Genomic DNA, 25793 nt, shown 5'->3' with positions numbered 1-25793 from the left:
CCCCGCCGGGAGGTTTTTGTGTGCCCAGTGCATGAGACAACGCCGGGGGAGCGGGCCGGGTGCGTACAATGAGGTGCTGTGACTGAGCAGAACCGACAAGAGCAGCAAGCAGCGCGCCAGCCGGCGGAAGAAACTCCCCGCATCCTGGTGGGCGTGGCCGGGGGCATCGCCGCCTACAAGGCCTGCCACCTCGTGCGCGACCTGAAGGAAAACGGCGCGGACGTGCGGGTCATCCCGACCCCGAACGCGCTGAAATTCGTGGGCGCCGCGACTTTCGAGGCCCTGTCTGGCCACCCGGTGGACACTTCGGTCTTTACGGCCGTCGACGAGGTGCAGCACGTCGCACTCGGGCGGCAGGCCGGCGCCATCGTTATCGCTCCGGCCACCGCGGATCTGATCGCGCGGCTGGCCGCGGGGCGCGCCGATGATCTGCTCACCGCGTCCGTTTTGGTAGCGACCTGCCCGGTGATCGTGGCCCCCGCCATGCACACGGAGATGTGGAACAACCCGGCTACCCAGGACAACGTGGCCACCCTGCGCCGCCGCGGCATGACCGTGCTCTACCCGGCGCACGGCCGGCTGACGGGCGCCGACTCGGGTGCCGGCCGCCTGCTGGAGCCCGCGCAAATCGCTGAGCTGACCCGCACGAGCCTCGCCGGCTGGCCGCCGCAGGCCGACTGGCAGGGGATGAAGGTGGTTATCTCTGCTGGCGGCACCCAGGAAGACCTCGACCCGGTGCGCTACCTGGGCAACCGTTCCTCCGGCCGCCAAGGCTTCGCCCTGGCCGAGCTGGCTAGCCAGCGCGGCGCCGAGGTCATCCTCGTGGCCGGCAACGTGGAGGACCTGCCGGTCCCGGCCGGCGCCCGCGTGGTGCGGGTGACCTCGACGCGGGACATGCTGGAGGTCATGGAGACCGAATCCGCAGACGCCGACGTGGTCATCATGTCCGCCGCCGTGGCCGATTACCGCCCGGCCACCGTCGCCGGCTCCAAGATGAAAAAGGGCGCGGATGACGCTAACCTGTCCCGCCTCGAACTGGTAGAAAACCCGGATATCCTAAAGACACTGGTGGAAAAGCGCGCCGCCGGAAAGCTGCCGGCCCACCAGGTGCTGGTCGGCTTCGCGGCGGAGACCGGCGACGAAAACCACACCGCCGTGGAGCTGGCGCAGGCCAAGTTGGAGCGCAAGGGCTGCGACGTCCTCATGGCCAACGAAGTCGGGCGCGGCAAGGTTTTTGGTCAGCTAGACAACCAGGGCTGGCTGCTGACCCCCGGCGCTGCGCCCGAGGTGGTCGAGCGCGGGACAAAACAGGTCGTCGCGGCGCAGATCCTGGCCGCGGTCGACCGGGTTAGGACCGCCGCGAATGAGGCGTGAGCTTAGTTACCCGTAGACAGACTAGGTTGCCCTTATAGACTGCTTGGTCTATGGTGGGGGATTGTTAAAGCTTGATGCGTCAGTCGAGCTGGAGAATGTAGTTCGTAGAAAAGGATAAATACGTGTCAGAAAACGCCACCCCGGCGACCCGCCTATTTACCAGCGAGTCTGTAACCGAAGGTCACCCAGACAAGATCTGCGATGCCATTTCCGACGCCATCTTGGACGCCATGCTGGACGGGGATCCGCATGCGCGCGTAGCCGTGGAAACCCTGGTCACCACGGGCCAGGTCCACGTGGTCGGGGAGGTGCGCACCTCCACTTACGTCGAAATCCCGCAGCTGGTGCGCTCCACCCTCACCGAAATCGGCTTTACCTCCTCCGACGTTGGCTTCGACGGGAATACCTGCGGCGTCAACGTCGCCATCGGCGAGCAGTCCGCCGAAATCGGCGCCGGCGTTGACTCGTCCACCGAGGTCCGCTCCGGCGACGAATTCGAGGCCGACGACCAGGCCGGCGCCGGCGACCAAGGCCTGATGTTCGGTTACGCCACCAACGAGACCGACGAGTACATGCCGCTGCCCATCGCCCTGGCCCACCGCCTGGCCCGCCGCCTGACTCAGGTCCGCAAGGAGGGCATCGTCGACCACCTGCGCCCGGACGGCAAGACTCAGGTCACCTTCGCTTACGACGACGCCGGCAACCCGAAGCACCTGGACACCATCGTCATTTCCACCCAGCACGATGAGGAAATCACCCAGGAGCAGCTGGCCGAGCAGCTGCGCACCCACGTGGTCGAGTGGGTCATCAAGGACGCCGGCCTGGCCCATTTCTACGACTCGGAGCGCACCACGCTGCTGGTCAACCCGTCTGGCTCGTTCATCCTGGGCGGACCGATGGGGGATGCCGGCCTGACCGGCCGCAAGATTATCGTCGACACCTACGGTGGTATGGCCCGCCACGGCGGCGGCGCCTTCTCTGGCAAGGACCCGTCGAAGGTCGACCGCTCGGCGGCCTACGCCATGCGCTGGGTGGCCAAGAACATCGTGGCCGCCGGTCTGGCCGACAAGGCCGAGGTGCAGGTGGCCTACGCCATCGGCCGCGCCAAGCCCGTGGGCCTGTACGTGGAGACCTTCGGCACCGCCCACGGCGAGCTGACTGACGCCGCCATCCAGGCCGCCGTCAACGAGGTCTTCGACCTGCGTCCGGCCGCCATCATCCGCGACCTGGACCTGCTGCGTCCCATCTACCGCCAGACGGCCGCCTATGGTCACTTCGGGCGCACGGATGTTGACCTGCCTTGGGAGTCGACCGAGCGGGCCGCCGCCCTGCGCGCTGTCGCCGGGCTGTAGAATCGGGGCCTATGCCTCCCAAGACACCCGCTGCCACCAAACCGGTGGCGCGGGTGTTGCCTTTATTGGGCATCTCCCACCTGGACCGCGGTTTCGACTACTACGTCAGCGAGGCCGACTCGGAGGCCGCCCAGCCCGGGGTGCGCGTGCGCATCCGCTTCGCCGGCCGCCTGTGCGACGCCCTCGTGCTCAGCCGCGAGCCGAGCCCGGAATTTAGCGGCGAGCTGCGTTTTATCGAGCGGGTCATTTCGGACTTCGTGGTCTACCCGCCGCAGCTGGCCGCGCTGGTCGAATCCCTCGCGGACCGTTACGGCGGGGTGCGCTCTGACATCATCCGCTCGGCCCTGCCGCCGCGGCACGCCAAGGCCGAAGAGGCGGACTTCTCCACGCCCTGGGAGGAGCTCGGTTCCACCACGGAACCGGACCTGTCGGACTGGGCCGGCTACGTCCACGGGCAGTCCTTCGTCGACTACGTCTTAAGCGGCAACCCCGCCCGCGCGGCCTGGCAGATGGCCCCCGGTAACGAGTGGCACCGCCCCCTGGCGGCCTTGAGCGCCAAGGTCGCCATCGACGGCGGCGCGGTGCTGCTGGTCGTGCCCACCCAGCGCCAGCTCGACGAGCTGGAAGAAAGCCTGCGCGACTACGTCTCCGCCAAGCAGATCACCGTCCTGTCCAACAGCCTGGGCCCGCAGGCGCGCTACCGGCGTTTCCTCTCCGCGGTAAAGGGGCAGGCCCGGATCGTGCTGGGCACCCGTTCGGCCGCCTTCGCCCCGGTGAAGGGACTAAAGCTGGCCGTGGTGGTCGACGACGGCAACGACAACTTGGTCGACAACGTCAAGCCCTACGTGCATGCCCGCGAGGTCCTAAGCACGCGCGCCGCCCAGGAGTCCGCCTCGCTAATCATCGCCGGGTTCTCCCGCACCGCGGAGGCCCAGCTTTTGGTCGAGGCCGGCTGGATGCACGATCTCGTCCCGGCCCCGGCCACCCTGCGCGCCCGGATGCCCGCGGTGCTGCCCGTCGGCACCTACGGCATTGAACTATCCCGCAATACCGAGGGCGGGACCACCCGGCTGCTGGGGCCGGCCTTCCAGGCGATGGCCCGCGCGCTGGACCGCGGCGAGCCCGTCCTGGTGCAGTCCCCGCGGGCCGGCTACATGCCCATCCTGGCGTGCGGGAATTGCCGCGCGCCGGCCCGCTGCCGGCATTGCAATGGGCCCATTGGCCTGCCGCCGGAGGAAGGTTTCGGCGCCGCGGGGCAGGCCTCCGCCCCGACCTGCCGCTGGTGCGGGCGGATAGCCGCCCATCATCGCTGCAGCGAGTGCGGCTCGCCACGGCTGCGCGCCATCGTGCTGGGGCAGGAGCGCACCGCCGAGGAATTCGGCCGCGCCTTCCCCTCGGTACGCGTCAAAGTCTCCGGCGGCAACCGCGTCATCGAGGACATCGAACACGCCGCGCAGCTGGTGGTCGCGACCCCCGGGGCGGAGCCACCCGTGCGTGGCGGCGCCTATGGGGCGGTCATCTTGATGGACACGGGCGCGCTGCTCAACCGCCAGGACCTGCGCGCCGGCGAGGATACCTTGGCCAAATGGGCCCGGGCTGCCCGCCTGGCCGCCCCGGCGGGTCAGGGCGGCGAGGTCATCGTCGCCGCCGACCCGGACCTGCCGCTGGTGCGTTATTTGGCCGAATGGGACTTCGCGGCGGCCGCGCACGCGGAGCTGTCCAGCCGGCGCGAGGTGCGCTTCCCGCCGGCGGTGCACATGGCCGCCATCGACGGCCCGGACGCGGCCTTGGACGGCTTCCTGGAGCTAGCGGAGCTGCCCGCCAACGCGGAAATCCTCGGCCCGGTGCCGCTCCCGCCGGGGCTGAAGCTGCCCGGCGACTACGACGAGCAGCGCCTGGGCCCGCCCCAGCGGGTCCTTGTGCGCACCCCGCTGGGTCCGCGTTCCGAGCTCGGCCGCGCCCTGCGGCAGGCGAACGCGGCGCGCACTTCCCGCAAGGACGACGCGCCCCTGCGCATTCAGGTAGATCCGATCCATATCGGCTAAGGCGGCGCGCCAGCCGCCAGAAAGGAACAGCGACCATGACATTGCGACCGATTCGCCTGTTCGGCGATCCCGTGCTCAACACCGCCGCGGACGCGGTGACCTCCTTCGGCCCGGGGCTGCGCACCCTGGCCCGGGACATGCTCGAGACCATGGACGACGCCGGCGGGGTCGGGCTGGCCGCCAACCAGGTGGGCGTGACCCAGCGGGTCTTCGTCTACGACTGCCCAGACGGCGGCGCGAGCCGGCGCGGCGTACTGGTCAATCCCTCCTGGACCGCGGTGGGCCGCGGCGCCGACGGGGAAGCCGCACCACTGGTGGCCGGGCGGGAAGGCTGCCTGTCCATCCCCGGGGTGCCCGGCACCGTGCCGCGGCACGAGCGGATCGTGGTCCGCGGCTTCGACGAGTGGGGCCGGCCGGTGTGCCTGCTCGCCGGCGGGCTCCTGGCGCGCTGCATTCAACACGAGTCGGATCACCTGGATGGGGTGCTGTTCCTGGCGCACCTGAGCACCGAGGATCGCCGGGAAGCAATGGCTACCATCCGCTCCGCGGACTGGTTTAACCGTTAGGAGGTACCAGTCCGTATCATGAGGGAGACAACGCCAAACGCGAAGGTTAACCGGGGCGCCCGGTCAGCCCGCGGGAAGCGGGGAGCGAGAGGTCAATTGGGAAGGACGAGGGCCTAACCGTCATGCGAATTGTTTTTGCCGGGACACCAGAGCCGGCAGTGGTTGCCTTAGAAAAGCTCATTGCATCGGAGCACGAGGTCGTAGCCGTCATCACGCGGCCGGACGCGCGCCGCGGGCGCGGGCGGAGCCTGCACCCCAGCCCGGTCAAGGCCTGCGCGGAAAGCCACGGCATTGAGGTGCTCACGCCCACGACCCTGAAGCCGGGCACCGAGGACGGCCAGGAGCTGCGCCGCCGGCTCATCGAGCTGGCGCCCGAGGCCATCCCGGTCGTGGCCTACGGCAACCTGATCACCCCGGACCTGCTGGGCGTGGCGCCGCACGGCTGGGTCAACCTGCACTTTTCCCTCCTACCCGCCTGGCGGGGTGCGGCACCCGTCCAGGCCGCCATCGCCGCCGGCGACGACATCACGGGGGCGACCACCTTCCGGATCGACGAGGGCCTGGATACCGGCGAGATCCTCGGCACCGTCACGGAGGAGATCCAGCCCACCGACACCGCCGACGATTTGCTGACCCGGCTGGCTTATACCGGCGGCGACCTGCTGGTGGCCACGATGGACCTGCTGGACAGCGGCGAGGCCGCGCCGCGTCCCCAGGAGGGGGAGGCGACCTACGCCGCCAAGATTTCCAAGGACGATGCCCGCATCCGCTGGCAGGACCCGGCCTTTGCCATCGACCGCACCGTGCGCGCCCACACCCCGGCCCCGGGCGCGTGGACGCTGTGGGGAGACAAGCGCGTCAAGCTGGGCCCGTTGACGCCCGTCCGCCTGGACGGTGAGGCCCTCCCAGACAGTGACGCGCTGGAACAGCTGCAGCCGGGCGAGCTGCACGTGGCCAAGGACGCCGTCTTCGTCGGCACCGGCAACGGCGTGGTGCAGCTGGGTAACATCCAGCCGCCGGGCAAGAAGATGATGGAGGCCGCGGCCTGGGCCCGGGGCCTGAACCAGAACGATGGAAAGGTGGTCTTCGAATGAGTGGTGGTTTCCGTTCCCGCTCCAAGTCGGGAGACAAGCCGAAGGACAAGCCCGCCCAGGGAGCCGGCCAGAGTCGTGACGGCAACGGCCGCGGGCGTAACGGTCGCGGCGGCGGGCGCAATTCCCGCGGCGGGAAGAACTTCCGCGACAACCGAGACAACCGCGGCCACCGGCAGGGGCGCGGGGGCGCCAACGCCGGTTCGTCCCGTCGTCCCGGGCGCTCCAACAGCACCGGGCAGCGCCTGAACGAGCGGGCGCAGGCGGCCTCCCTGGCGCAGGCGGCGAAGCAGGCCGGCCTGGACTTGCCGCGCGCGGTGGCGCTGGAGACCTTGCAGCGCGTGCACCAAGAGGGCGCTTTCGCCAACCTCATCCTGCCGCGGGCACTGCGGGAGCACAACCTCAGCGGCCGCGACGCGGCCTTCGCCACCGAGATCGCCTACGGCACCCTGCGCGCCGAGGGCGTGGTGGACGCGGTCATCGCGCGGTGCTCGAGCCGCGAGCTTTCAGCCATTGCGCCGGCCGTGCTCGACGCCCTGCGCATGGGCGTCTACCAGGTGCTCTACACCCGGGTCGAGGATCACGCCGCCGTGGATACCACCGTGCGCCTGGTCGAGGCGGCCGGGGAGACCAAGGCCAAGGGCTTTGCCAACGGCATCATGCGCTCGGTCACCCGCCGCAGCCGCGAGGACTGGATCAACCTGCTGGCCCCGGACGATGAGGTCGCGCGCCTGGCCTTCGAGCACGCCCACCCGGAGTGGATCGCCCGTTCCTTCGCCCGCGTGGTCGGCCGCGAGGAACTGCCCGCCGCGCTGGCCGCGGACTCCGAGCGACCCATGGTGCACCTGGTGGCGCGCCCCGGGGAAATTACCGCCGAGGAACTCGCGCTGATGACCGGCTGCGAGCAGGGGCGCTACTCGCCCTATGCGGTCTACTTGGAGCACGGCGACCCGGCGGACCTGGAGCCGGTCAAGGAGCGCATGGCCGCCGTCCAGGACGAGGGCTCCCAGCTCATCGCCCGGGCCGTCGTCGAAGCCGAGGTCATCGGCGAGGATCACGGCCGCTGGCTGGACCTGTGCGCTGGCCCGGGCGGCAAGGCAGCGCTGATGGGCGCGCTCGCGCGCATCGAGGGCGCGAAGGTGGACGCCGTCGAGGTCAGCGAGCACCGCGCCAAGCTCATCGACCGCACCGCCGGGGACCTGCCGGTGCGGGTCCACGTGGCCGACGGCCGCGATCCGGGCCTCGAGCCCGGCTACGACCGCGTACTCGTCGACGCGCCCTGCTCCGGGCTGGGCGCCCTGCGCCGCCGCCCGGAGGCCCGCTGGCGCAAGGAGGAGGCCGACCTGGCTGAGCTCAGCCGCCTGCAGTTCGAGCTGCTGCGCTCCGGGCTGGAGCTGCTCCGCCCGGGCGGCATCCTCATCTACTCGACCTGCTCGCCGGATCTGCGCGAGACCCGCTCCATCGTGGACAAGGCCGTCGCGCAGCTGGGCGCCGTGGAGGAGGACGCGCACGCGCTGCTGCCGGAGGCAATGACCGACGTGGGCGAGGAGAAGTCGGTCCAGATATGGCCGCACCGGCACGGCACGGACGCGATGTTCTTCGCGGCCCTCCGCCGGAAGGATACGTAGGATAGTAGACATGTCAGCACCGATCATTTCGCCGTCCATCCTGGCCGCGGATTTCTCCCGGCTCGGCCAGCAGATCTCCGCCATTTCCAACGCGGACTGGATCCACGTCGACATCATGGACGGCCACTTCGTTCCCAACCTCTCCTTTGGCCCGGGGATTACCTCCACGGTCAACGGCCTGACCGACCAGCACCTGGACGTGCACCTGATGATCGAGCACCCCGAGAAATGGGCGCAGACCTATATCGAGGCCGGCGCCGACTGCGTCATCTTCCACGTCGAGGCCATGGAGAACGCGGCCGCCGTGGTCGAGCTGGCCCGCGACCTGCGCGGCCAGGGGGTTATGGCCGGCATTTCCATCAAGCCGGACACTCCCATCGAGCCCTGGCTGGAGATTCTGGAAGAGCTCGACCTGGTCCTGGTCATGAGCGTAGAGCCCGGCTTCGGCGGCCAGAAGTTCATGCCGGAGATGTTGGACAAGGCCCGGGCCCTGCGCGCGGCGATCGACTCCCGCGGCCTGAAGACCCTCATCGAGATCGACGGCGGCATCGACGCCACGACCATCACGCAGGCCGCGGCCGCCGGGGTGGATGCCTTCGTGGCCGGCTCCGCCGTCTTCAAGCACGCCGACCCGGGCCAAGCCGTCGACGAACTGCGCTCGGCCGCCACCCAAGCCACCGCCTCTTAACAACCGCCACCTACCGCGCGCACAGCCGCCGGGCTGGGCCGAGGAAGCCAGAATCTTTGGAAAGGAATCGCATGCCAGAAGGACTCGCAGCGGGCATCGAGCGCGCCATGGAACGAGCAATCGAATTAGGCGCCGGCGTGCGGGGGACGACCAGCCCGAACCCGCCGGTGGGCGCGGTCGTGCTCGGCGCGAACGGCGAAATCGTCGGCGAGGGAGCCACGCAGCCGGCCGGCAGTGACCACGCGGAGGTCGTGGCCTTGCGCGCGGCCGGTCAGGCCGCGGCCGGCAGCACCGTGGTCGTGACCCTGGAGCCGTGCAACCACACCGGGCGCACCGGCCCGTGCGCGCAGGCGCTTATCGATGCCCAGGTGGCGCGCGTTATCTACCTGCACGCGGATCCCACCGGCGCGGCTGGCGGCGCCGAGGCCCTGCGCCAGCACGGCATCGAGGTCGAAAAGCGGGACGTGCCGGCCGCCCTGCGCACCCGGGACGCCGTGATCCCGTGGCTGACCGCGGTGCGCCTGAAGCGCCCGCACGTGACCGTGAAATTCGCCCAGACCCTGGACGGGTACACCGCCGCGGCCGACGGGACCAGCCAGTGGATCACCGGCACCGCCGCCCGCGAGTACGCCCATCGCGACCGCGCCCACCGCGACGCGATCGTGGTCGGCACCGGAACGGCGCTCGCGGATAACCCCTCGCTGACCGCGCGGCGGGCCGACGGCAGCCTCTACGAGCACCAGCCGCGGCGCGTGGTCATCGGCAAGCGCGATCTGCGCGCCGCGGGCCCGGCGTCGACCAACCTCCGGGAGCTGGGTTATACCCAGTACGGCGATCTCGAAGAGGCCATGGAGGAGATGTACGACGACGGGGTGCGCGACGTGCTCGTCGAGGGCGGGGCCGGGCTGGCCAGCGCCCTGTTCTACGGCGGCTACGTGGACGCCATCAACGCCTATATTTCGCCGGTGCTGCTGGGCGAGGGGCTCGGCATCCTGGCCCACCCGCTGGCCGACACCCTGGCGGACGCCCCGCGCTTCCATCACCTGGGTACCCGCCAGCTGGGCGAAGACGTCCTGGTGGAATACGTCACCAGCGACGCGGCGTTGGAGAGCATGAAGCTCTAGCACAACTGAATACCTTTTGAAACGAACGAAGACGCAGACGCAGTGAGCGCCGCCGAGCACGGCGGCGGTCAACCGCGAAGGAGATACGCACCAGAAGTGTTTACCGGCTTGATAGAAGAGACTGGGGCAGTGGAGTCCCTCGAGCAGCTGGGGGATTCCATCCGGCTGTGGGTTCGCGCCCCGCACGTGGTCCAGGACGCGGGCCTGGGGGATTCGATCGCCGTCAACGGCGTGTGCCTGACCGTGGCGGAGCTCAACGCGGAGCGGACCGGGTTTGCCGCGGACGTGATGCAGGAATCCCTGAACCGCAGCGCGCTGGGCCAGCTCGGCGTTGGCGACCGGGTGAACCTGGAGCGGGCCTTGGCGGCCTCGGCGCGGCTAGGCGGCCATATCGTCCAAGGCCACGTCGACGGCACGAGCCACCTGATCGAGCGCACGCCCTCGGAGCATTGGGAGGTCCTGCGCTTCGAGCTGCCGGAGCAGCTGGCGCGCTACGTGGTGGAGAAGGGCTCCATCGCCATCAACGGAACCTCGCTGACCGTCAGCGCCCGCGGGGAGGACTGGTTCGAGGTTTCCCTCATCCCGGTGACCCTGCGGGATACCACCCACGGCGACCTAGCGCCCGGCGACGTGGTGAACCTAGAGGTCGATATCCTGGCGAAATACGTCGAGAATATGCTGGCCTACCCGAAGACTGGCGGCGCTGTCGACCCGACTAAGGTTGAGCACTATGAGCGTTGAGGAGCAGCAGACCGCCGCGGGTAGCGTGCGGCTGGATTCGGTGGAGACCGCCATCGCGGAGATCGCGGCCGGCAAGCCCGTCGTCGTGGTCGATAACGAGGACCGAGAAAACGAGGGCGATCTGATCTTCGCCGCCGAGCTGGCCACCCCGGAGCTGGTCGCTTTCATGGTGCGTTATTCCTCCGGCTATATCTGCGCCCCGCTGTTGCCGGCTGACTGCGCCCGGCTGAACCTGCCGCCCATGGTCGCGCGCAACGAGGACGTGCGCGGCACCGCCTACACGGTGACCGTCGACGCCGCCACCGGCACCACGGGCATTTCCGCCACCTCCCGCGCCGAGACCATCCGCCGCCTGGCGGATCCGGAATCCACCACGCAGGACTTCACCCGCCCCGGCCACGTGGTACCGCTGGCCGCCCGCCCGGGCGGGGTGCTGGAGCGCGAGGGCCACACGGAGGCCTCGGTCGACCTGGCCCGCCTGGCGGGCCTGCGCCCGGCCGGCGTGCTGTGCGAGATCGTCTCCGAGGAGGATCCGACGGACATGGCGCGCTCGCCGGAGCTGCGCCGCTTCGCCGACGCGCACGGCCTGGCGATGATCTCCATCGAGCAGCTCATCCAGTGGCGCCGCCGCCACGAGTCCCAGGTCGAGCGCGTCGTGGACACCCAGCTGCCCACCGACTACGGCCGCTTTACCGCCATCGGCTACCGCCACGCGGTGGATGGCCAGGAGCACGTGGCTCTTATCGCCGGCGACCCAGAGCAGCTGCGCGGTGCGGAAAACGTCACCGTGCGCGTCCACTCGGAGTGCCTGACCGGGGACGTCTTCTCCTCCCGGCGCTGCGACTGCGGCCAGCAGCTGCACCGCTCCCTGGAGATCATCCAGGGCGCCGGCAGCGGCGTGGTCATCTACCTGCGCGGCCACGAGGGCCGCGGCATTGGTTTGCTCCACAAGCTGCAGGCCTACCAGCTCCAGGACCAGGGCTTGGATACCGTGGACGCGAACCTGGAACAGGGCCTGCCGGAAGACGCCCGCGAGTACTCCGTGGCGGGGCAGATCCTGCGGGATCTGGGCATCGTCTCGGCCCGCCTGCTGACCAACAACCCGCACAAGGGCCAGGGCCTGGCCGGCTTCGGCGTCGACGTGAGCGAGCACCAGCCGCTGGAGGTCACGCCGAACGCGGACAACATCAAATACCTGCGCACCAAGCGCGACCGGATGGGGCACCACCTGCCGCAGGTCGCCGCCTGGGACGCCGAGCACGGCGTCACCTCCTAGGCAGTACCAGCTGCCGCGCACGGCGCAGCACCACCGCTAAGACAGCACCACCGACAGGAAACACCACCGACCGGAAAGAGGTACCGAAATGAGTAAGGAAGGCTTGTCGGCGATCGACTCGGTCGATGCGCGCGGGATTTCCGTCGCCGTTATCACGGCCACCTGGAACGCGGATATCTGCGACCAGCTCCACGCCGAGGCGCTGGCGGCCGCCGAGCGCAACGGCGCCCATGCCGAGGGCTTCCGCGTCGTCGGGGCCCTGGAGATCCCCGTGGCTGTCCAGGCCGCGGCGCGGCGCTTCGACGCCGTGGTGGCGCTCGGCTGCGTCATCCGCGGCGGCACCCCGCACTTTGACTATGTCTGCGACTCCGTGACCCAGGGGCTGACCCGGATCGCGCTGGATGAGTCCACCCCGGTGGCCAACGGCATCCTCACCGTCAACGACCACGACCAGGCCGTCGATCGGGCGGGTTTTGCCGGCTCCGCTGAGAACAAGGGTTCCGAGGCCATGGTGGCGGCGCTCGACACCGTTGTGAAGCTGCGGGCGATTAACCAATCCGGTAGTGCGGACGTAGACTATGAGGGCGCAGAAAAAGGAGTGGAGCACTGATGACTGACAGCACTGGCAAGCCGGCGAAGCCACAACTGTCCGAAGAGGAGTTGCTGGCCTATACCCGCATCGATCCCTTCGCCCAGACCAGCAACAAGCCGTGGGATCTCGAGGTCAAGTCCCCGTACCTGCGCAAGCTGGCGGTCATCGTCGTCATCGTGGTCATGGCGGTCCACATCTTCATGGGCCTAACCCTGGACATCGAGTTCACGGGCGCGACCGTGACCACCATTGACAAGTTCGCCTTCCCTGGTGTGGGCGTGCTGCTGTCCATCCTGTTCTGGCTCATCCTGACCCGCCCGCGCGTGCGGGCCAACGAGGACGGGGTAGAGATCCGCAACATCGTGGGCACCCGCTTCTACCCGTGGGCGGTCATCTACGGCCTGTCCTTCCCCGAGGGCGCGCGCATGGCGCGCCTCGAGCTGCCGGAATTCGAATACGTACCGATGTGGGCCCTGCAGGCCGGTGACAAGTCCACCATCATGGACTCCGTCAACAAGTTCCGCGCCCTGGAAGCCCGCTACATGCCGCAGGATTAGGCGCCGCCGTGGCTGATCCAACTACCTATCGGCCGGCCCCCGGAACCATCCCCACGGAACCGGGGGTCTATAAGTTCCGAGACGAAAACCGCCGCGTCGTCTACGTCGGCAAGGCAAAAAACCTGCGCGCCCGCCTGTCCAACTACTTCCAGGACATCACCCAGCTGCACCCGCGCACCCGCCAGATGGTGCTGACCGCGGCGTCGGTGGAATGGACCGTGGTGGCCAGCGAGGTGGAGGCCCTCCAGCTCGAATACACCTGGATTAAGCGCTTCGACCCGCGGTTCAACGTCATGTACCGCGACGACAAGACCTACCCGATGCTCGCGGTTTCGGTGGGCGAGCGCTTCCCCCGCGCGTTTTTCTACCGCGGTCCGCGGCGCAAGGGCGTGCGCTATTTCGGCCCCTACTCGCACGCGTGGGCCGTGCGCGAGACCCTGGACTTGCTCACCCGCGTGTTCCCCATGCGCACCTGCACCAAGGGCGTGTTCAACCGCCACGAGGCGCTCGGCCGGCCCTGCCTGCTGGGCTATATCGGCAAGTGCGATGCCCCGTGCATCGGCCGCGTCAGCGAGGACGAGCACCGCGCCACCGTCAAACGCCTGGTCTCCTTCATGAACGGCAATACCGCCCCGGTGACCCGCCAGCTCACCCAGGAGATGGAAGAGGCCTCGGCCAACCTGGAATTCGAGCGAGCCGCGCGCCTGCGGGACGACCTGGGCGCCATCAACAAGATCATGGAGCAGCAGGCCGTCGTCTTCGGCGACGGCACGGACGCCGATCTCATCGCCTTCCACACCGACGAGCTCGAGGCCGCGGTGCAGATCTTCCACGTGCGCGACGGGCGCATCCGCGGCCAGCGCGGCTGGGTCGTGGAGAAGGTCGGCGACCAGGCCAGCACCGAGACGGTCGCCGAGGGGCAAGAGGATCCGGCGCTGCCGGCGCTCATCCAGAACTTCCTCATCCAGTTCTATTCCGACGCCGTGGAGCGCGAGAAGCAGGAGGCCGCCGAGGACGCGGCCATCGACCTGGGGGTGCCGCGGCGCGGCGTCGACCAGGAATCCCACGCGAAGTCCCGCACGGTCAAGGTGGTCCCGCCGGAGATCCTGGTCCAACGTCCGCCGGCCGAGGACGCGGAGGTCAAGCAACTGCTGGAGGAGCTGCGTGGGGCCCGGGTGGATCTGCGCGTGCCGCAACGCGGGGACAAGCGCGCCCTGATGGCAACGGTCGCGCGCAATGCCAAGGACGCCCTGCGCCAGCACAAGCTCAAGCGCGTGGGCGATCTGACCGCCCGTTCGGCCGCGCTGCAGGACATCCAGGAAGCCCTGGGCATGGAGCAGGCGCCCCTGCGCATCGAGTGCACGGATATCTCCCACATCCAGGGCACCGACGTGGTGGCCTCCCTCGTGGTCTTCGAGGACGGCCTGCCGCGGAAGTCGGACTACCGGCGTTACCGCATCAAGGAAGCGGCCGGCGACGGCCGCTCCGACGACGTCGGCTCGATTGCGGAGGTCACCCGCCGCCGCTTCAAGCGCCACCACGTGGATAAGCTGGCCAACCCGGATGAGGAATCGGAGGAGCAGACCTTCTCCGACGAGCAGGTCGTGGAGGAATCCGCGGAGGCCGGGCGGCGTTTCGCCTACCCGCCGCAGCTGTTCATCGTCGACGGCGGCGCGCCGCAGGTGGCCGCGGCTCAGGAGGTCTTCGACGAGCTGGGCATTAACGACGTCGTGCTGGTGGGGCTGGCGAAGCGCCTGGAGGAAATCTGGGTGCCGGGCGACGACGAGCCGGTGATCCTGCCGCGTAACTCGCAGGCGCTCTACCTGCTGCAGCAGATCCGCGACGAGGCCCACCGCTTTGCGATTACCTACCACCGCCAGCAGCGCTCGGCGCGGATGCGCTCGTCGGTGCTGGACTCCATCCCCGGGCTCGGGCCGCAACGGCGCAAGGACCTGGTCAAGCATTTCGGTTCCGTCAAGAAGCTCAAGCAGGCCTCCGTCGAGGAAATCGCCGAGGTCAAGGGCTTCGGCCCGAAGCTGGCCCAGACCGTCTTCGACGGCCTGCAGGCCCGCTAAGAATCCTGGCGGGCCGGGATCGGCCGCGAACCAGATAGAATGGCCCCATGGCACAATTTGTCACCCCTCCCATCCTGCTGACCGGCATGTCCGGCGGCGGGCTCAGCTCGGCGGCCAAGGTCTTAGAAGACAAGGGCTATTTCGTCGCGCACAACCTGCCCCCGGTGCTCATCGTGGAGCTGCTGGAGCTGTGCGCCCAGGACGACTCGCCCGTCGACAAGGTCGCCGTCGTCACCGACGTGCGCAGCCGGATGTTCCCCGGTTCCTTGCTGGAGACCTTCGACCAGCTGCGCGAGCGGGACATGCAGCCCACCGTGTTGTTCATGGATGCCCGGGACGACGTGCTGATCCGGCGTTTCGACTCCGTGCGGCGCACCCACCCGCTGCAGGGCGAGGACACGCTGAAGATTGGCATCCGGCGGGAGCGCGACGCCATCGCGAGCGTGCGCGCCCGCGCGGATATCATCCTGGACACCACGAACCTGTCGGTCCACGATCTGCGCCGCGCCATCGAGGCCTCCTTCGGGCCGCTGGGCAGCCAGAAGCAGCACGTCACCGTCGAGTCTTTCGGCTTCAAGCACGGCTCGCCGCGCGACGCGGACCTGGTCGTCGACGTGCGCTTCCTCCCGAACCCGTACTGGGTTCACGAGCTGCGGCCCTACCGCGGCACGGACGCGCCGGTGGCTGATTACGTGCTTTCCCAACCGAGCGCGGAAGAGTTCATCGATCGATTCATGGCGATGCTGGATTCCATGCTGGCGGGTTACCACCACGAGGGCAAGAACTTCATCACGGTCGGCGTCGGCTGCACCGGCGGGCACCACCGCTCCGTGGCCGTGGCCGAGGAGATCGCCCACCGGCTCGGCGAGAAGGGCAAGGTCGACGTGAGCGTCCTGCACAGAGATATCGAGCGGGACTAGAAAATATAGCCCGCCGCGGATAGCGAAAACTTAAAGGAACTGAATACACCCACAACGAACCGGGGCGAAAACGCCCGCAGAGTCGGTGGCCGACGGGCCGGATGGGGCGGGCACGGGCACGATCTGTGCCCAACCCGCTGCTAAGTCCCGTGTCCTGGGCCTTGAAGATTTTAGGCCCGGGGCAGCGGCCACCGGCGATGAGACCATAGAAAGGCGGCAGGGATCTTTTCCAATGTCTAATCCCTTCCACGTAGCCTGCCTGGGCGGCGGGCATGGCTTGTACCAAACTTTGCTCGCGGCGCAGGAGACCGGCGCCACGAAGGTGACCGCAATCGTGACCGTGGCCGACGACGGCGGCTCCTCCGGGCGCCTGCGCCGCGAGCTGGCGATCATCCCGCCGGGGGATCTGCGCATGGCGCTGGCGGCGCTGTCCGACGGCGAGGACGAGGGCCGCTTCTGGGCGACCACGCTCCAACACCGTTTCGGCGGGCACGGGGCGCTGGCCGGACATGCGCTAGGCAACCTGCTCATCGCGGGGCTGACGGAGATTTTGGGCGATAGCCAGGCCGCCCTCGACAAGGTCGCGGAGCTGACCGAGTCGCACGGCCGGGTCCTGCCGGTGGTCAACGAGCCGCTGGAAATCGAGGCCGAGGTCGCGGGCCTCGACGAGGACCCGCGCGTGGTGCGCTCGGTCCGCGGCCAGGTGGCCGTCGCCTCGACGCCGGGCCAGGTCCGCCGCGTGCGGATCATCCCCGAGGACGCAAAGGTCAACGACTTGGTGTTGGAAGCCATCGGCCAGGCCGACCTCATCACGCTGGGGCCGGGCTCGTGGTTTTCCTCCGTGCTGCCGCACGTGGTCATCCCGCGCCTGATGGAGGCCATCAGCGCCGCCGATGCCCTGCGCGTGGTGGTGCTCAACCTGTCCGCGGAGCCGGGGGAGACCCAAGGCTTTTCCGCGGAGCGCCACCTCCACGTCCTGGCTCAGCACGCCCCGGGCCTGCGGATCGACAAGATCTTGGTGGAGGAGAAGATCCTCACCGCGCCCAGCGAGCGGGAGTACCTGCAGCGCGCGGCCCGCGCCCTAGGCGCCACGGTCGAATATGCGGATCTCTGCCGGCTGGACGATAATGGGCAGCCCACCAGCGTCCACGATCCGGATAAGCTGTCCGCTGCGCTTTCCCGGATGCATTCCGCTTTCCTCGAGGCCGGGCGCTAGAATAGGCAGTCTGTTTTAATATTTTTTCATCTCTATTTCGATTACCTGACGACAACCGGTGTGGTGCTGCGGGCCGGAAGCTGGCACCGCAGGATAGAAAGGGCAGGAAGGCATAAAAGATGACTCTTACCGACGCGGTGAAAAAAGAGTTAACGGCGGTGCACGCCACCCGCACTAGCGCGCGGGCAGCAGAGCTGGCGGCCATCTTGCGTTTCGCCGGCGAGCTGACCGTCTCAGGCAGCTCCATGATGTACGAGGTGCAGCTGCCCGACCAGGACACGGCCGACCGGGTCATCGCGGCCCTAGACGAGCTTTACGGGATCAAGGTGGGAAGCCACGTGGTGGGCCCGACCGCCGCCCAGGCCCACAAGCGGGCCCGCATCCACATCCGCATCACCGACGGCACCCCCGACCTGGTCCGCCGCTTGGGGCTTATCACCCGCTCCGGGCACCCGGTAGTGGGCCTGCCGCCGCAGGTGATTTCCGGCTCCATCGCCGACAACGAGGCCGCGTGGCGCGGGGCCTTCCTCGCCGCCGGCTCCCTCACCGAGCCGGGGCGGTCCTCCTCGCTCGAGGTCCTTTGCCCGTGCCAGGAGGCCGCCCTGGCCCTGGTGGGCTGCGCCCGGCGCCTGGGGCTGTCCGTCAAGACCAAGGAGACCCGCGGCGCCGACCGCGTGGTCGTGCGCGACGGCGACGCCATCGGCGCGCTGCTGACCCGCATGGGCGCCCAGGTCACCCGCCTGAAGTGGGAGAAGAAGCGCCTCCGCAACGAGGTGCGCATGAGCGGGGAGCGCCTGCAGAACTTCGACGACGCCAACCTGCGCCGCTCGGCCCGCGCGGCAGTTACGGCGGCCGCCCGCGTGGAACGCGCCATGGAGATCCTGGGCGACGACGTGCCGGAGCACCTGGCGGATGCCGGCCAGCTGCGCGTGCAGCACCGCGAAGCCTCGCTGGAGGAGCTCGGCCGCCTGGCCGATCCGCCGATGACTAAGGACGCGGTGGCCGGCCGTATCCGCCGCCTGCTGTCCATGGCGGACAAGCGGGCCGAGGAGCTGGGCATCCCGTCGACGAGCGAAGCGGTCACCGAGGACCTCTTCGACGCGGACGGCGCCGGGCACGGCGAGCACCAGGACGACGGCGAGAACTAGCCCGCCGCAGAGCGACCAGGGGAGTGGTCTAACCCGCCCCGCCCGTGGTCCTGTGCCCAGAATCACGTCCGCTATCTTTCCTTCGCGGGTATGCAGGCCCAATCGGGCACCGCGCGTCTACCTGCGGTTATGGGCGCTATTTTGTGGCCGTGTCCAGGAATATTAGTCACTGAATGTGGGAATATGTCTGGTTTTGTTGATTTGCTTTCCGTAACCCGTGCGCGCTAGCGCGAGCGTCGGTAGTATCGGACCTGTTGGAAGTTGTCGAGGAAAAGCCAAACTACCTCACGTAGCCCTCGGTGAGTTCCACCAGACGTAAAACCTTACGTACATCCAATTTTCTAGGAGAACATCAAGTGACTATCCGCGTAGGCATCAACGGCTTCGGGCGCATTGGCCGCAACTTCTTCCGCGCAGTCGTCGAAGGCGAGCACGACTTGGAGATCGTCGCGGTCAACGACCTGACCGACAACCAGACCTTGGCAAACCTGCTGAAGTACGACTCCGTCCTGGGACGCTTCCCGGGCGAAATCACCTACGACGACGAGTCCATCACCGTCGATGGCAAGCGCGTGGTCGTCACCGAGGAGAAGGATCCGAAGGATCTCAACTGGGGCGAGCACGGCGTGGACATCGTCATCGAATCCACCGGCAAGTTCCGCACCGGCGAGAGCGCCCGCGCTCACATTGAGTCCGGCGCCAAGAAGGTCATCATCTCCGCCCCGGGCAAGGAGGTCGACGCCACCTTCGTCTACGGCGTCAACTCCGAGGAGTACGACCCGGCTAACCACCACATCATCTCCGCTGCGTCCTGCACCACCAACTGCCTGGCTCCGATGGCCAAGGTGCTGGACGAGAAGTTCGGTATCGAAAACGGCCTGATGACCACCATCCACGCCTACACCGGTGACCAGCGCCTGCAGGACGCTCCGCACAAGGACCTGCGCCGCGCTCGCGCCGCTGCCGTCAACATGGTTCCGACCTCCACCGGCGCTGCCAAGGCCGTGGCTAAGGTCCTGCCGAACCTGGAGGGCAAGCTGGACGGCTACGCCATGCGCGTGCCGATCATCACCGGCTCCGCTACCGACCTGACCTTCACCGCCTCCCGCGACGTCACCGTCGAGGAAGTCAACGCCGCCATCAAGGCAGCCTCCACCGGCGAGTTCGCTGACGTCCTGGGCTACACCGAGGATCCGCTGGTCTCCACTGACATCGTCACCGACGGCCACGGCTGCATCTTCGACTCCGGTATGACCAAGGTCTCCAACGGCAACCTGGTTAAGGTTCTCGGCTGGTACGACAACGAGTGGGGCTACACCGCCCAGCTGCTGCGCCTGACCGACCAGGTGGCAGCCAACCTCTAAGAAACAGTTTCTCTAAGAACTAGTTTCTGTGACACCGACCCAGCGCAGGCCCAGCCCAACTCACGGCGCCGCCCGCGTTGGGTCGGTATTGTTTTAGGTGCATCAACTTTCGCCAAAGGAGTAGAAAAACTATGGCTTTCAAGACGCTAGACGAACTGCTGTCCGAGGGCGTGGAGTCCCGCCACGTGCTCGTGCGCTCCGACTTCAACGTCCCCCTGGATGACGAGGGCAATATCACGGACCCGGGCCGTATTACCGCTTCGCTGTCGACCATCCGCGCGCTGGTCGACGGCGGCGCCAAGGTCATCCTGACCGCCCACCTGGGCCGCCCGAAGGGCGAGGTTAACCCGAAGTACTCCCTGGCTCCGGTCGCGGAAGCCCTGTCCGAGGCCCTGGGCCAGTACGTCGCCCTGGCCGGCGATGTCTGCGGCGAGGACGCGCACGAGCGCGCCAACGGCCTGAACGACGGCGACGTCGTCCTGCTGGAAAACGTCCGCTTCGACCCGCGCGAGACCTCCAAGGACGAGGCCGAGCGCGAGGCCTTCGCCGGCGAGCTGGCCGCCCTGGCCGCCGACAACGGCGCTTTCGTCTCCGACGGCTTCGGCGTGGTCCACCGCGCCCAGGCGTCGGTCTACGATGTCGCCAAGAAGCTGCCGGCCTACGCCGGCAAGCTGGTCCAGAAGGAGCTGGATGTGCTCTCCACCGTGGCGAAGGAGCCGGAGCACCCCTACGTCGTCGTCTTGGGCGGCGCGAAGGTCTCCGACAAGCTCGGCGTCATCGAAGCGCTGGCCGGCAAGGCCGACAAGATCATCATCGGCGGCGGTATGTGCTACACCCTGCTGGCGGCCAAGGGCTACAACGTCCAGAAGTCCCTGCTGCAGGAGGACCAGATCGATAACTGCCGCGACCTGCTCGAGCGCTTCGGCGACAAGATCGTCCTGCCGGTCGACCTGGTCTCCGCCACCGAGTTCGCTGCCGACGCCGAGCACGAGACCACCTCGGTCTCCGAGATCCCGGAGGGCTGGATGTCCCTGGACATCGGCCCGAAGACCGTCCAGGAGTTCGCCTCCGTGCTGGCCGAGTCCAAGACCGTGTTCTGGAACGGCCCGATGGGCGTTTTCGAGATGGAGGCTTTTTCCCGCGGCACCGCCGGCGTGGCCCAGGCCATCATCGACGCCACCAAGGCCAACGGCTCCTTCACCGTGGTCGGCGGCGGCGACTCCGCCGCCTCCGTGCGGGCGCTGGGCCTGGACGAGGACGGCTTCAGCCACATCTCCACCGGCGGCGGCGCCTCCCTGGAGTTCCTGGAAGGCAAGGAGCTGCCGGGCGTTTCCGTCCTCGAAGCCTAGCTCTCGCACGCACCGCGTAACTGCGCGGACAGCCTACGTTTACACCCTAAGAAAGGACCACCACGTCATGGCACGTAAACCGCTCATTGCGGGCAACTGGAAGATGAACCTCGACCACATCGAGGCCATCGGTTCGGTGCAGAAATTCGCCTTCTCCCTGCCGAAGGAATACTACGAGAAGGCGGACGTGGCCTTCCTCGTGCCGTTCACGGATCTGCGCACCATCCAGACCCTGGTCGACGGGGATAACCTGAAGATCACCTACGGCGCGCAGGATGTCTCCCGCCATGAATCCGGCGCTTTCACCGGTGAGGTCTCCGCCCACATGCTGGCCAAGCTGGGCGCCAGCTGGGCCATCGTCGGCCACTCGGAGCGGCGGCAGTACCACTACGAGACGGACGAGACGGTGGCGCAGAAGTCCGCGGCGGCCCTGAGCCAGGGCATTAGCCCGATCGTCTGCGTGGGCGAGCCGCTGGACGTGCGCGAGGCCGGTACCCACGTGGACTACGTGGTCAACCAGACGCGCAACTCGCTGGCCGGCCTGGACAAGGAGCAGCTGGCAAAGGTTGTCGTGGCCTACGAGCCGGTCTGGGCTATCGGCACCGGTAAGGTCGCCTCCGCCGCCGACGCGCAGGAAGTCTGCGCCGCCATCCGCGGCGTCCTCGGCGAGCTGGCCGGTCAGGAGACCGCGCAGCAGATGCGCATCCTCTACGGCGGCAGCATGAAGGTCGATTCCGCGGCCGAGCTGGTCAGCCAGCCGGACGTGGACGGCGGCTTGGTCGGCGGCGCCTCCCTGGTGGGCGAGGACTTCGCCAAGCTGGTGGCCAACGCCGCCAACGCCGTCCAGTAGCAGCCGCGTCCGCCCCGGCACCGAGGATCTCTGGTGCCGGGGTTTTGGCGGGGCGCTACTACTGCCGTAATGGCAGGTGGTGTAGACTAGCCGGAGTACTTCAAGCGCTGGAGCGTGGCGCGCGCGTTGCGTGCTCCCGCTGACCGGCGCGCGGACCTTTCGGCCTTATCGAGAAGCAAGGAATTTTAATGACCCTGGCATTGCAGATCATTCTGGTTATCGCAGCAGTCTTGATGTCTGTGTTCGTCCTGCTCCACAAGGGCAAGGGCGGCGGCCTGTCGAGCCTGTTCGGCGGCGGGGTGCAGTCCAACCTGTCCGGTTCGACCGTCGTGGAAAAGAACCTGGACCGCGTGACCATCGTGATGGTCATCATCTGGCTCGGCTGCGTGATCGGCCTGAACCTGATCACCGCTTTCAGCTAAACCGTCCAACGCGGCGTGTGCCGCCGCGTTAGCTAACCGCCGAAAACCAACACCGCCTAGCTGGTCAAACCAGCTAGGCGGTGTTTGCGTATTTTAGTGTCTATTGTGTCCTCTCGGTGCCGCGTGGGTGGGGCGGCCCGGGACTAGCCTCGGGCGGCGTCGTTGGCCAGGTAGAGGCGGGTAGCCGCCGCGCCCTGGGCGCCCGCGGCCGGCCAGTCGAGGGCGTCTGCGCCGTCGATGACGTGCTGGGCGGCCTCGGCCTTTTCCTCGCCGCTAACTAGCAGCCAGACCTGCTCGGCGCGGCGGACCGCCGGCAGGGTCAGGCTGGCGCGCTCGGCCGGCGGCTTGGGGGAATCCGTCACCGCCACCACGAGGCGTTCTTCCTCGCGGACCGCCGGGGTGTGGGGAAACAGCGAGTTGATATGGCCCTCGCCGCCCATCCCCAGAAGGTGCAGATCGAAACCGCGCGGGGCGAACTCGTCCAGCACCGCGGCGTAGTCCGCGGCGGCCTGCTCGAGGTCCGCCGCGCCCAGGCCGTAGCCGTGGACGTGTGAATCCGGGATGCCGACGTGGTCGAGCAGGGCAGCGCGCGCCTGCCCCTCGTTGGACTCGGGATCGTCGACGGCCACGTTGCGCTCGTCGCCGAAGAAGACGTGCACGCGGGACCAATCCACCTGCAGGGCCGGGAAATCCTCACCCTGGGCCTGGGCGGCGTCGGCAAAACGGCGCAGCTGCTCGAGCATGCCGATGCCCGCGCTGCCGCCGGTGAGCACCACCCGGGCGACCCCGTCGCCGTGGCGGCCGCCGCCGGGTGCCTGGCAGGCGGCGATCAGATCGATGAAGTCGAGTGCGGCCTGCTCGGTGAGGGCGGCCTTGTCCTTGACGCGGCGAATATCGACCATGTGGGAGTGCCTTTCTGATTAGACGTAGCTTACGCGCGGCAGGGCGCGCAGAGCGTTGGCGAAAATCTGATCGGTGTCCAAGTGGCGCAGTTCCTCGGCGAGCACCTCGGCCTGGGAGCGCACGCTGAGCGCCACCAGCGAGGTGGGCGAGTTCGGCACGGCCAGCTCGACGCTGCCGTGGTCGACGACCGTGAGGCTGATGTCGCCGGAATCGCGGTGGAAGATGAGCTTGGAGATAGGGAAGTGGTGGTGCAGGCTCGGGTCGTCCGCGGCGCGGCGCACCGCCACGCCCAGGCGATCGGCCAGCCAGCCGGCGGCCAGGTCCACGGCCGGGTGCGACTTGGGACCGGAGATGGTCACCGATCCGACCGGTTCGTGCGGCAGGCGGTCCAGGGCGGAGGCGACGATGCCGCGCCACAGGGTGATCATCGCCCAGGACATGTCGGAATCACCCGGCTGGTAGTCGTCGGAGAGCTGCTGGAGCATTTGCGGGGTCGGGCCCTCGGAATGGGCGATATCGGTGATGCGGCGCTGGGCCAGGCTGCCGATGGGGGCTTCCGCCGGCGAATCCGGGTAACGGGTAGGCCACCACGCCACAATCGGCGTGTCGGGCAGCAGCAGCGGGGTGACGACGGCCTCGGCCTGGTGGGCGAGCTCGCCGTGCAGGCGCATAATCACGATCTCGGAGGCACCGGCCTCGCCGCCGACGCGCAGCTCCGCGTCCAGGCTGGTGTCGGCTTCCGGGTCCTCGGAGATGACGACCAGCACGCGGGCCGGGTGCTCGTGGGAGGCATCCCGGATGGAGTCGAGGATGACGTTGATGTCATCGCCCTGGTACGCGGAGACAATCAGGGTCAGCACGCGGCCGGTGGTCAGCGTGTAGTGCTCTTGGGCCTCGACCAGCTTCTTGGAGATGTCGCGCGTGGTGGTATCTGGCAAGGGGATAATCATGGCAAATCTCTCTTTTCGCTCGAGCTCTTAAGGGCGGCGCCAGGAGTGGCCCCGGCGGCGCAGCATCTTGTCGGCGGACTCCGGGCCCCAGGTCCCGGCCGGGTATTCGTCCGGCTGGCCGGCCTCGGCCCAGTAATCGAGGATCGGGTCCAGGATCGCCCAGGACAGCTCGACTTCCTCGTTGGTGGGGAAGAGCGAGGACTCGTCCAGCAGGGCGTCGAGGATGAGCCGCTCGTAGGCCTCCGGGGATTCCTCGGTGAAGGCCTCGGCGTAGGCGAAGTCCATGTTCACGTCGCGGACCTCCATGGTCGAGCCCGGCACCTTGGAACCGAAACGCATGGTCACGCCCTCGTCCGGCTGGACGCGGATAACCACGGCGTTCTGGCCCAGAGCGTCGGCCTGGCCGTTTTGGAAGGGCTGGTGCGGGGCGTGCTTGAAGACCAAGGCAATCTCGGTCACGCGGCGCCCCAGGCGCTTGCCGGTGCGCAGGTAGAACGGCACGCCGCCCCAGCGGCGGGAGTTGACCTCCAGCGTGCAGGCCGCGTAGGTCTCCGTCGTCGACTCCGGATCGAAGCCGTCCTCCTCGCGCAGGCCCTTGACGTATTCCGAGCCCTGCCAGCCGGCGGTGTACTGGCCGCGGGCGGTGGTCTTGTTCAGCGGGTGCACCGGCGTCGTGGCGCGCAGCACCTTCGTCTTTTCGGCCTGCAGGGCCTCCGGCTCGAAGGAGGAAGGCTCCTCCATGGCCACCAGCGCCAGCAGCTGCAGCAGGTGGTTCTGGATGACGTCGCGGGCTGCGCCGATGCCGTCGTAGTAGCCGGCGCGCCCGCCCAAGCCGATGTCCTCGGCCATGGTGATCTGCACGTGGTCGATGTAGTGGGCGTTCCACATCGGCTCGAAGATCTGGTTGGCAAAGCGCAGCGCCATGATGTTCTGCACCGTCTCCTTGCCCAGGTAGTGGTCGATGCGGAAGACCGACTGCTCCGGGAAGACCGCGTTGACGACCTCGTTGAGCTCCCGGGCCGACTTCTGGTCGTGGCCGAAGGGCTTTTCGATGATGACGCGGCGCCACGTGTTGTCGGAGCTGTTAGCCATGCCGACGCGCTCGAGCTGGTGGCAGATGCTAGAGAAAAACTCCGGCGGGACGGACAGGTAATAGGCCCAGTTTCCACCGGTACCGCGGGCGGTATCCAGCTCGCTCAGGCGGGCCGAGAGCTTGTCGAAGCCGGCGTCGTCGAAACCGCCCGTGACGAACTCGACGCCCTGAGCCAGGTACTGCCAGACGTGCTCGCGGAACTCGGTGCGGGCCCCGGCCTGGACGGCCTTGAGGACGTAGTCGGCGAACGCCTGCTTGTCCCAGTCGCGGCGGCCGTAGCCGACCAGGGTGAAGCCGGCCGGCAGGAGGCCGCGGTTGGCCAAGTCGTAGATGGCCGGCAGGAGCTTTTTCCGTGCCAGATCGCCGGTAACGCCGAAGATAACCATGCCGGAGGGGCTAGCAATGCGGGGTAGGCGTTTGTCTCTTTCATCCCTTAACGGGTTGTCCCAGGAACTGGGGTCTGACACGG

23 protein-coding genes are annotated in these 25793 nt (G+C 68.2%); 20 read left to right on the top strand and 3 right to left on the bottom strand.

The genetic code is table 11. The annotated features are described in order from the left end of the window. The first annotated feature begins 144 nt into the window (after positions 1 to 144). From coaBC to secG, 20 genes are all read left to right on the top strand, one after another. Positions 145 to 1374, top strand: coding sequence for a bifunctional phosphopantothenoylcysteine decarboxylase/phosphopantothenate--cysteine ligase CoaBC (gene coaBC, locus ACEE23_RS00745; RefSeq protein ID WP_448871246.1), 1230 nt, complete (start codon positions 145 to 147; stop codon positions 1372 to 1374). 122 nt (positions 1375 to 1496) lie between these two features. Beyond that, positions 1497 to 2726: a methionine adenosyltransferase gene (gene metK / locus ACEE23_RS00740; protein WP_368521183.1), complete on the top strand. Its 1230-nt coding sequence runs from the start codon at positions 1497 to 1499 to the stop codon at positions 2724 to 2726. 11 nt (positions 2727 to 2737) lie between these two features. Then, positions 2738 to 4771: a primosomal protein N' gene (locus ACEE23_RS00735; protein ID WP_368521182.1), complete on the top strand. Its 2034-nt coding sequence runs from the start codon at positions 2738 to 2740 to the stop codon at positions 4769 to 4771. A gap of 35 nt (positions 4772 to 4806) precedes the next feature. After that, on the top strand, positions 4807 to 5337 hold the full coding sequence (def, locus tag ACEE23_RS00730) for a peptide deformylase (protein ID WP_368521181.1): 531 nt from the start codon (positions 4807 to 4809) through the stop codon (positions 5335 to 5337). Positions 5338 to 5459: 122 nt separating this feature from the next. Then, positions 5460 to 6431: a methionyl-tRNA formyltransferase gene (fmt, locus tag ACEE23_RS00725; RefSeq protein WP_368521180.1), complete on the top strand. Its 972-nt coding sequence runs from the start codon at positions 5460 to 5462 to the stop codon at positions 6429 to 6431. Then, on the top strand, positions 6428 to 8056 hold the full coding sequence (locus ACEE23_RS00720) for an RsmB/NOP family class I SAM-dependent RNA methyltransferase (protein WP_368521179.1): 1629 nt from the start codon (positions 6428 to 6430) through the stop codon (positions 8054 to 8056). Before fmt ends, ACEE23_RS00720 begins: the two co-directional genes overlap by 4 nt. A gap of 10 nt (positions 8057 to 8066) precedes the next feature. Beyond that, on the top strand, positions 8067 to 8744 hold the full coding sequence (gene rpe, locus ACEE23_RS00715) for a ribulose-phosphate 3-epimerase (protein WP_368521178.1): 678 nt from the start codon (positions 8067 to 8069) through the stop codon (positions 8742 to 8744). Positions 8745 to 8815: 71 nt separating this feature from the next. After that, positions 8816 to 9868 (top strand): bifunctional diaminohydroxyphosphoribosylaminopyrimidine deaminase/5-amino-6-(5-phosphoribosylamino)uracil reductase RibD, encoded by a 1053-nt coding sequence (gene ribD, locus ACEE23_RS00710; RefSeq protein WP_368521177.1) that lies wholly within the window; start codon positions 8816 to 8818, stop codon positions 9866 to 9868. Between the two features lie 96 nt (positions 9869 to 9964). Continuing rightward, entirely contained in the window at positions 9965 to 10609 is a 645-nt protein-coding gene (locus ACEE23_RS00705; RefSeq protein ID WP_448871176.1) for a riboflavin synthase, read from the top strand. Beyond that, positions 10599 to 11885: a bifunctional 3,4-dihydroxy-2-butanone-4-phosphate synthase/GTP cyclohydrolase II gene (locus tag ACEE23_RS00700; RefSeq protein ID WP_368521175.1), complete on the top strand. Its 1287-nt coding sequence runs from the start codon at positions 10599 to 10601 to the stop codon at positions 11883 to 11885. Before ACEE23_RS00705 ends, ACEE23_RS00700 begins: the two co-directional genes overlap by 11 nt. 88 nt (positions 11886 to 11973) lie before the next feature. Continuing rightward, positions 11974 to 12495 carry a 6,7-dimethyl-8-ribityllumazine synthase gene (gene ribH, locus ACEE23_RS00695; RefSeq protein ID WP_368519284.1) on the top strand — a complete coding sequence of 174 codons (522 nt, stop codon included), beginning with the start codon at positions 11974 to 11976 and terminating at the stop codon, positions 12493 to 12495. Further along, on the top strand, positions 12495 to 13034 hold the full coding sequence (locus ACEE23_RS00690; RefSeq protein ID WP_368519285.1) for a PH domain-containing protein: 540 nt from the start codon (positions 12495 to 12497) through the stop codon (positions 13032 to 13034). The genes ribH and ACEE23_RS00690 overlap by 1 nt, the downstream gene beginning before the upstream one ends. 8 nt (positions 13035 to 13042) lie before the next feature. Beyond that, positions 13043 to 15109: an excinuclease ABC subunit UvrC gene (gene uvrC / locus ACEE23_RS00685; RefSeq protein ID WP_368519286.1), complete on the top strand. Its 2067-nt coding sequence runs from the start codon at positions 13043 to 13045 to the stop codon at positions 15107 to 15109. A 47-nt stretch (positions 15110 to 15156) separates the two neighbouring features. Then, positions 15157 to 16029 carry an RNase adapter RapZ gene (gene rapZ, locus ACEE23_RS00680; protein ID WP_368519287.1) on the top strand — a complete coding sequence of 291 codons (873 nt, stop codon included), beginning with the start codon at positions 15157 to 15159 and terminating at the stop codon, positions 16027 to 16029. A gap of 232 nt (positions 16030 to 16261) precedes the next feature. After that, entirely contained in the window at positions 16262 to 17245 is a 984-nt protein-coding gene (locus ACEE23_RS00675) for a gluconeogenesis factor YvcK family protein (protein ID WP_368519288.1), read from the top strand. Positions 17246 to 17364: 119 nt separating this feature from the next. Next, on the top strand, positions 17365 to 18393 hold the full coding sequence (gene whiA / locus ACEE23_RS00670) for a DNA-binding protein WhiA (protein WP_368519289.1): 1029 nt from the start codon (positions 17365 to 17367) through the stop codon (positions 18391 to 18393). A gap of 356 nt (positions 18394 to 18749) precedes the next feature. After that, entirely contained in the window at positions 18750 to 19757 is a 1008-nt protein-coding gene (gene gap / locus ACEE23_RS00665) for a type I glyceraldehyde-3-phosphate dehydrogenase (RefSeq protein ID WP_368519290.1), read from the top strand. Between the two features lie 131 nt (positions 19758 to 19888). After that, positions 19889 to 21106: a phosphoglycerate kinase gene (locus tag ACEE23_RS00660; RefSeq protein ID WP_368519291.1), complete on the top strand. Its 1218-nt coding sequence runs from the start codon at positions 19889 to 19891 to the stop codon at positions 21104 to 21106. A 67-nt stretch (positions 21107 to 21173) separates the two neighbouring features. Then, positions 21174 to 21956 carry a triose-phosphate isomerase gene (gene tpiA / locus ACEE23_RS00655; RefSeq protein WP_368519292.1) on the top strand — a complete coding sequence of 261 codons (783 nt, stop codon included), beginning with the start codon at positions 21174 to 21176 and terminating at the stop codon, positions 21954 to 21956. A 188-nt stretch (positions 21957 to 22144) separates the two neighbouring features. Beyond that, positions 22145 to 22378 (top strand): preprotein translocase subunit SecG, encoded by a 234-nt coding sequence (gene secG, locus ACEE23_RS00650; protein WP_368521174.1) that lies wholly within the window; start codon positions 22145 to 22147, stop codon positions 22376 to 22378. 143 nt (positions 22379 to 22521) lie between these two features. On the opposite strand, the gene pgl is transcribed toward secG, so the two are convergent. The 3 genes from pgl to zwf are packed head-to-tail and all read right to left on the bottom strand — an operon-like array spanning position 22522 to position 25791. Then, a complete protein-coding gene (gene pgl, locus ACEE23_RS00645) occupies positions 22522 to 23280 on the bottom strand; it encodes a 6-phosphogluconolactonase (RefSeq protein WP_368519294.1) in 759 nt (252 codons plus the stop codon). A gap of 18 nt (positions 23281 to 23298) precedes the next feature. Next, positions 23299 to 24231, bottom strand: coding sequence for a glucose-6-phosphate dehydrogenase assembly protein OpcA (locus tag ACEE23_RS00640; RefSeq protein ID WP_368519295.1), 933 nt, complete (start codon positions 24229 to 24231; stop codon positions 23299 to 23301). Positions 24232 to 24258: 27 nt separating this feature from the next. Beyond that, positions 24259 to 25791 (bottom strand): glucose-6-phosphate dehydrogenase, encoded by a 1533-nt coding sequence (zwf, locus tag ACEE23_RS00635; protein WP_368519296.1) that lies wholly within the window; start codon positions 25789 to 25791, stop codon positions 24259 to 24261. Between the last annotated feature and the right edge of the window lie 2 nt (positions 25792 to 25793).

The sequence above is a fragment of the Corynebacterium sp. 32222D000AT genome (assembly GCF_053546955.1).
The sequence above is the reverse complement of the archived record's forward strand: the minus strand, read 5'-3'. Positions and strand labels throughout refer to the sequence as shown.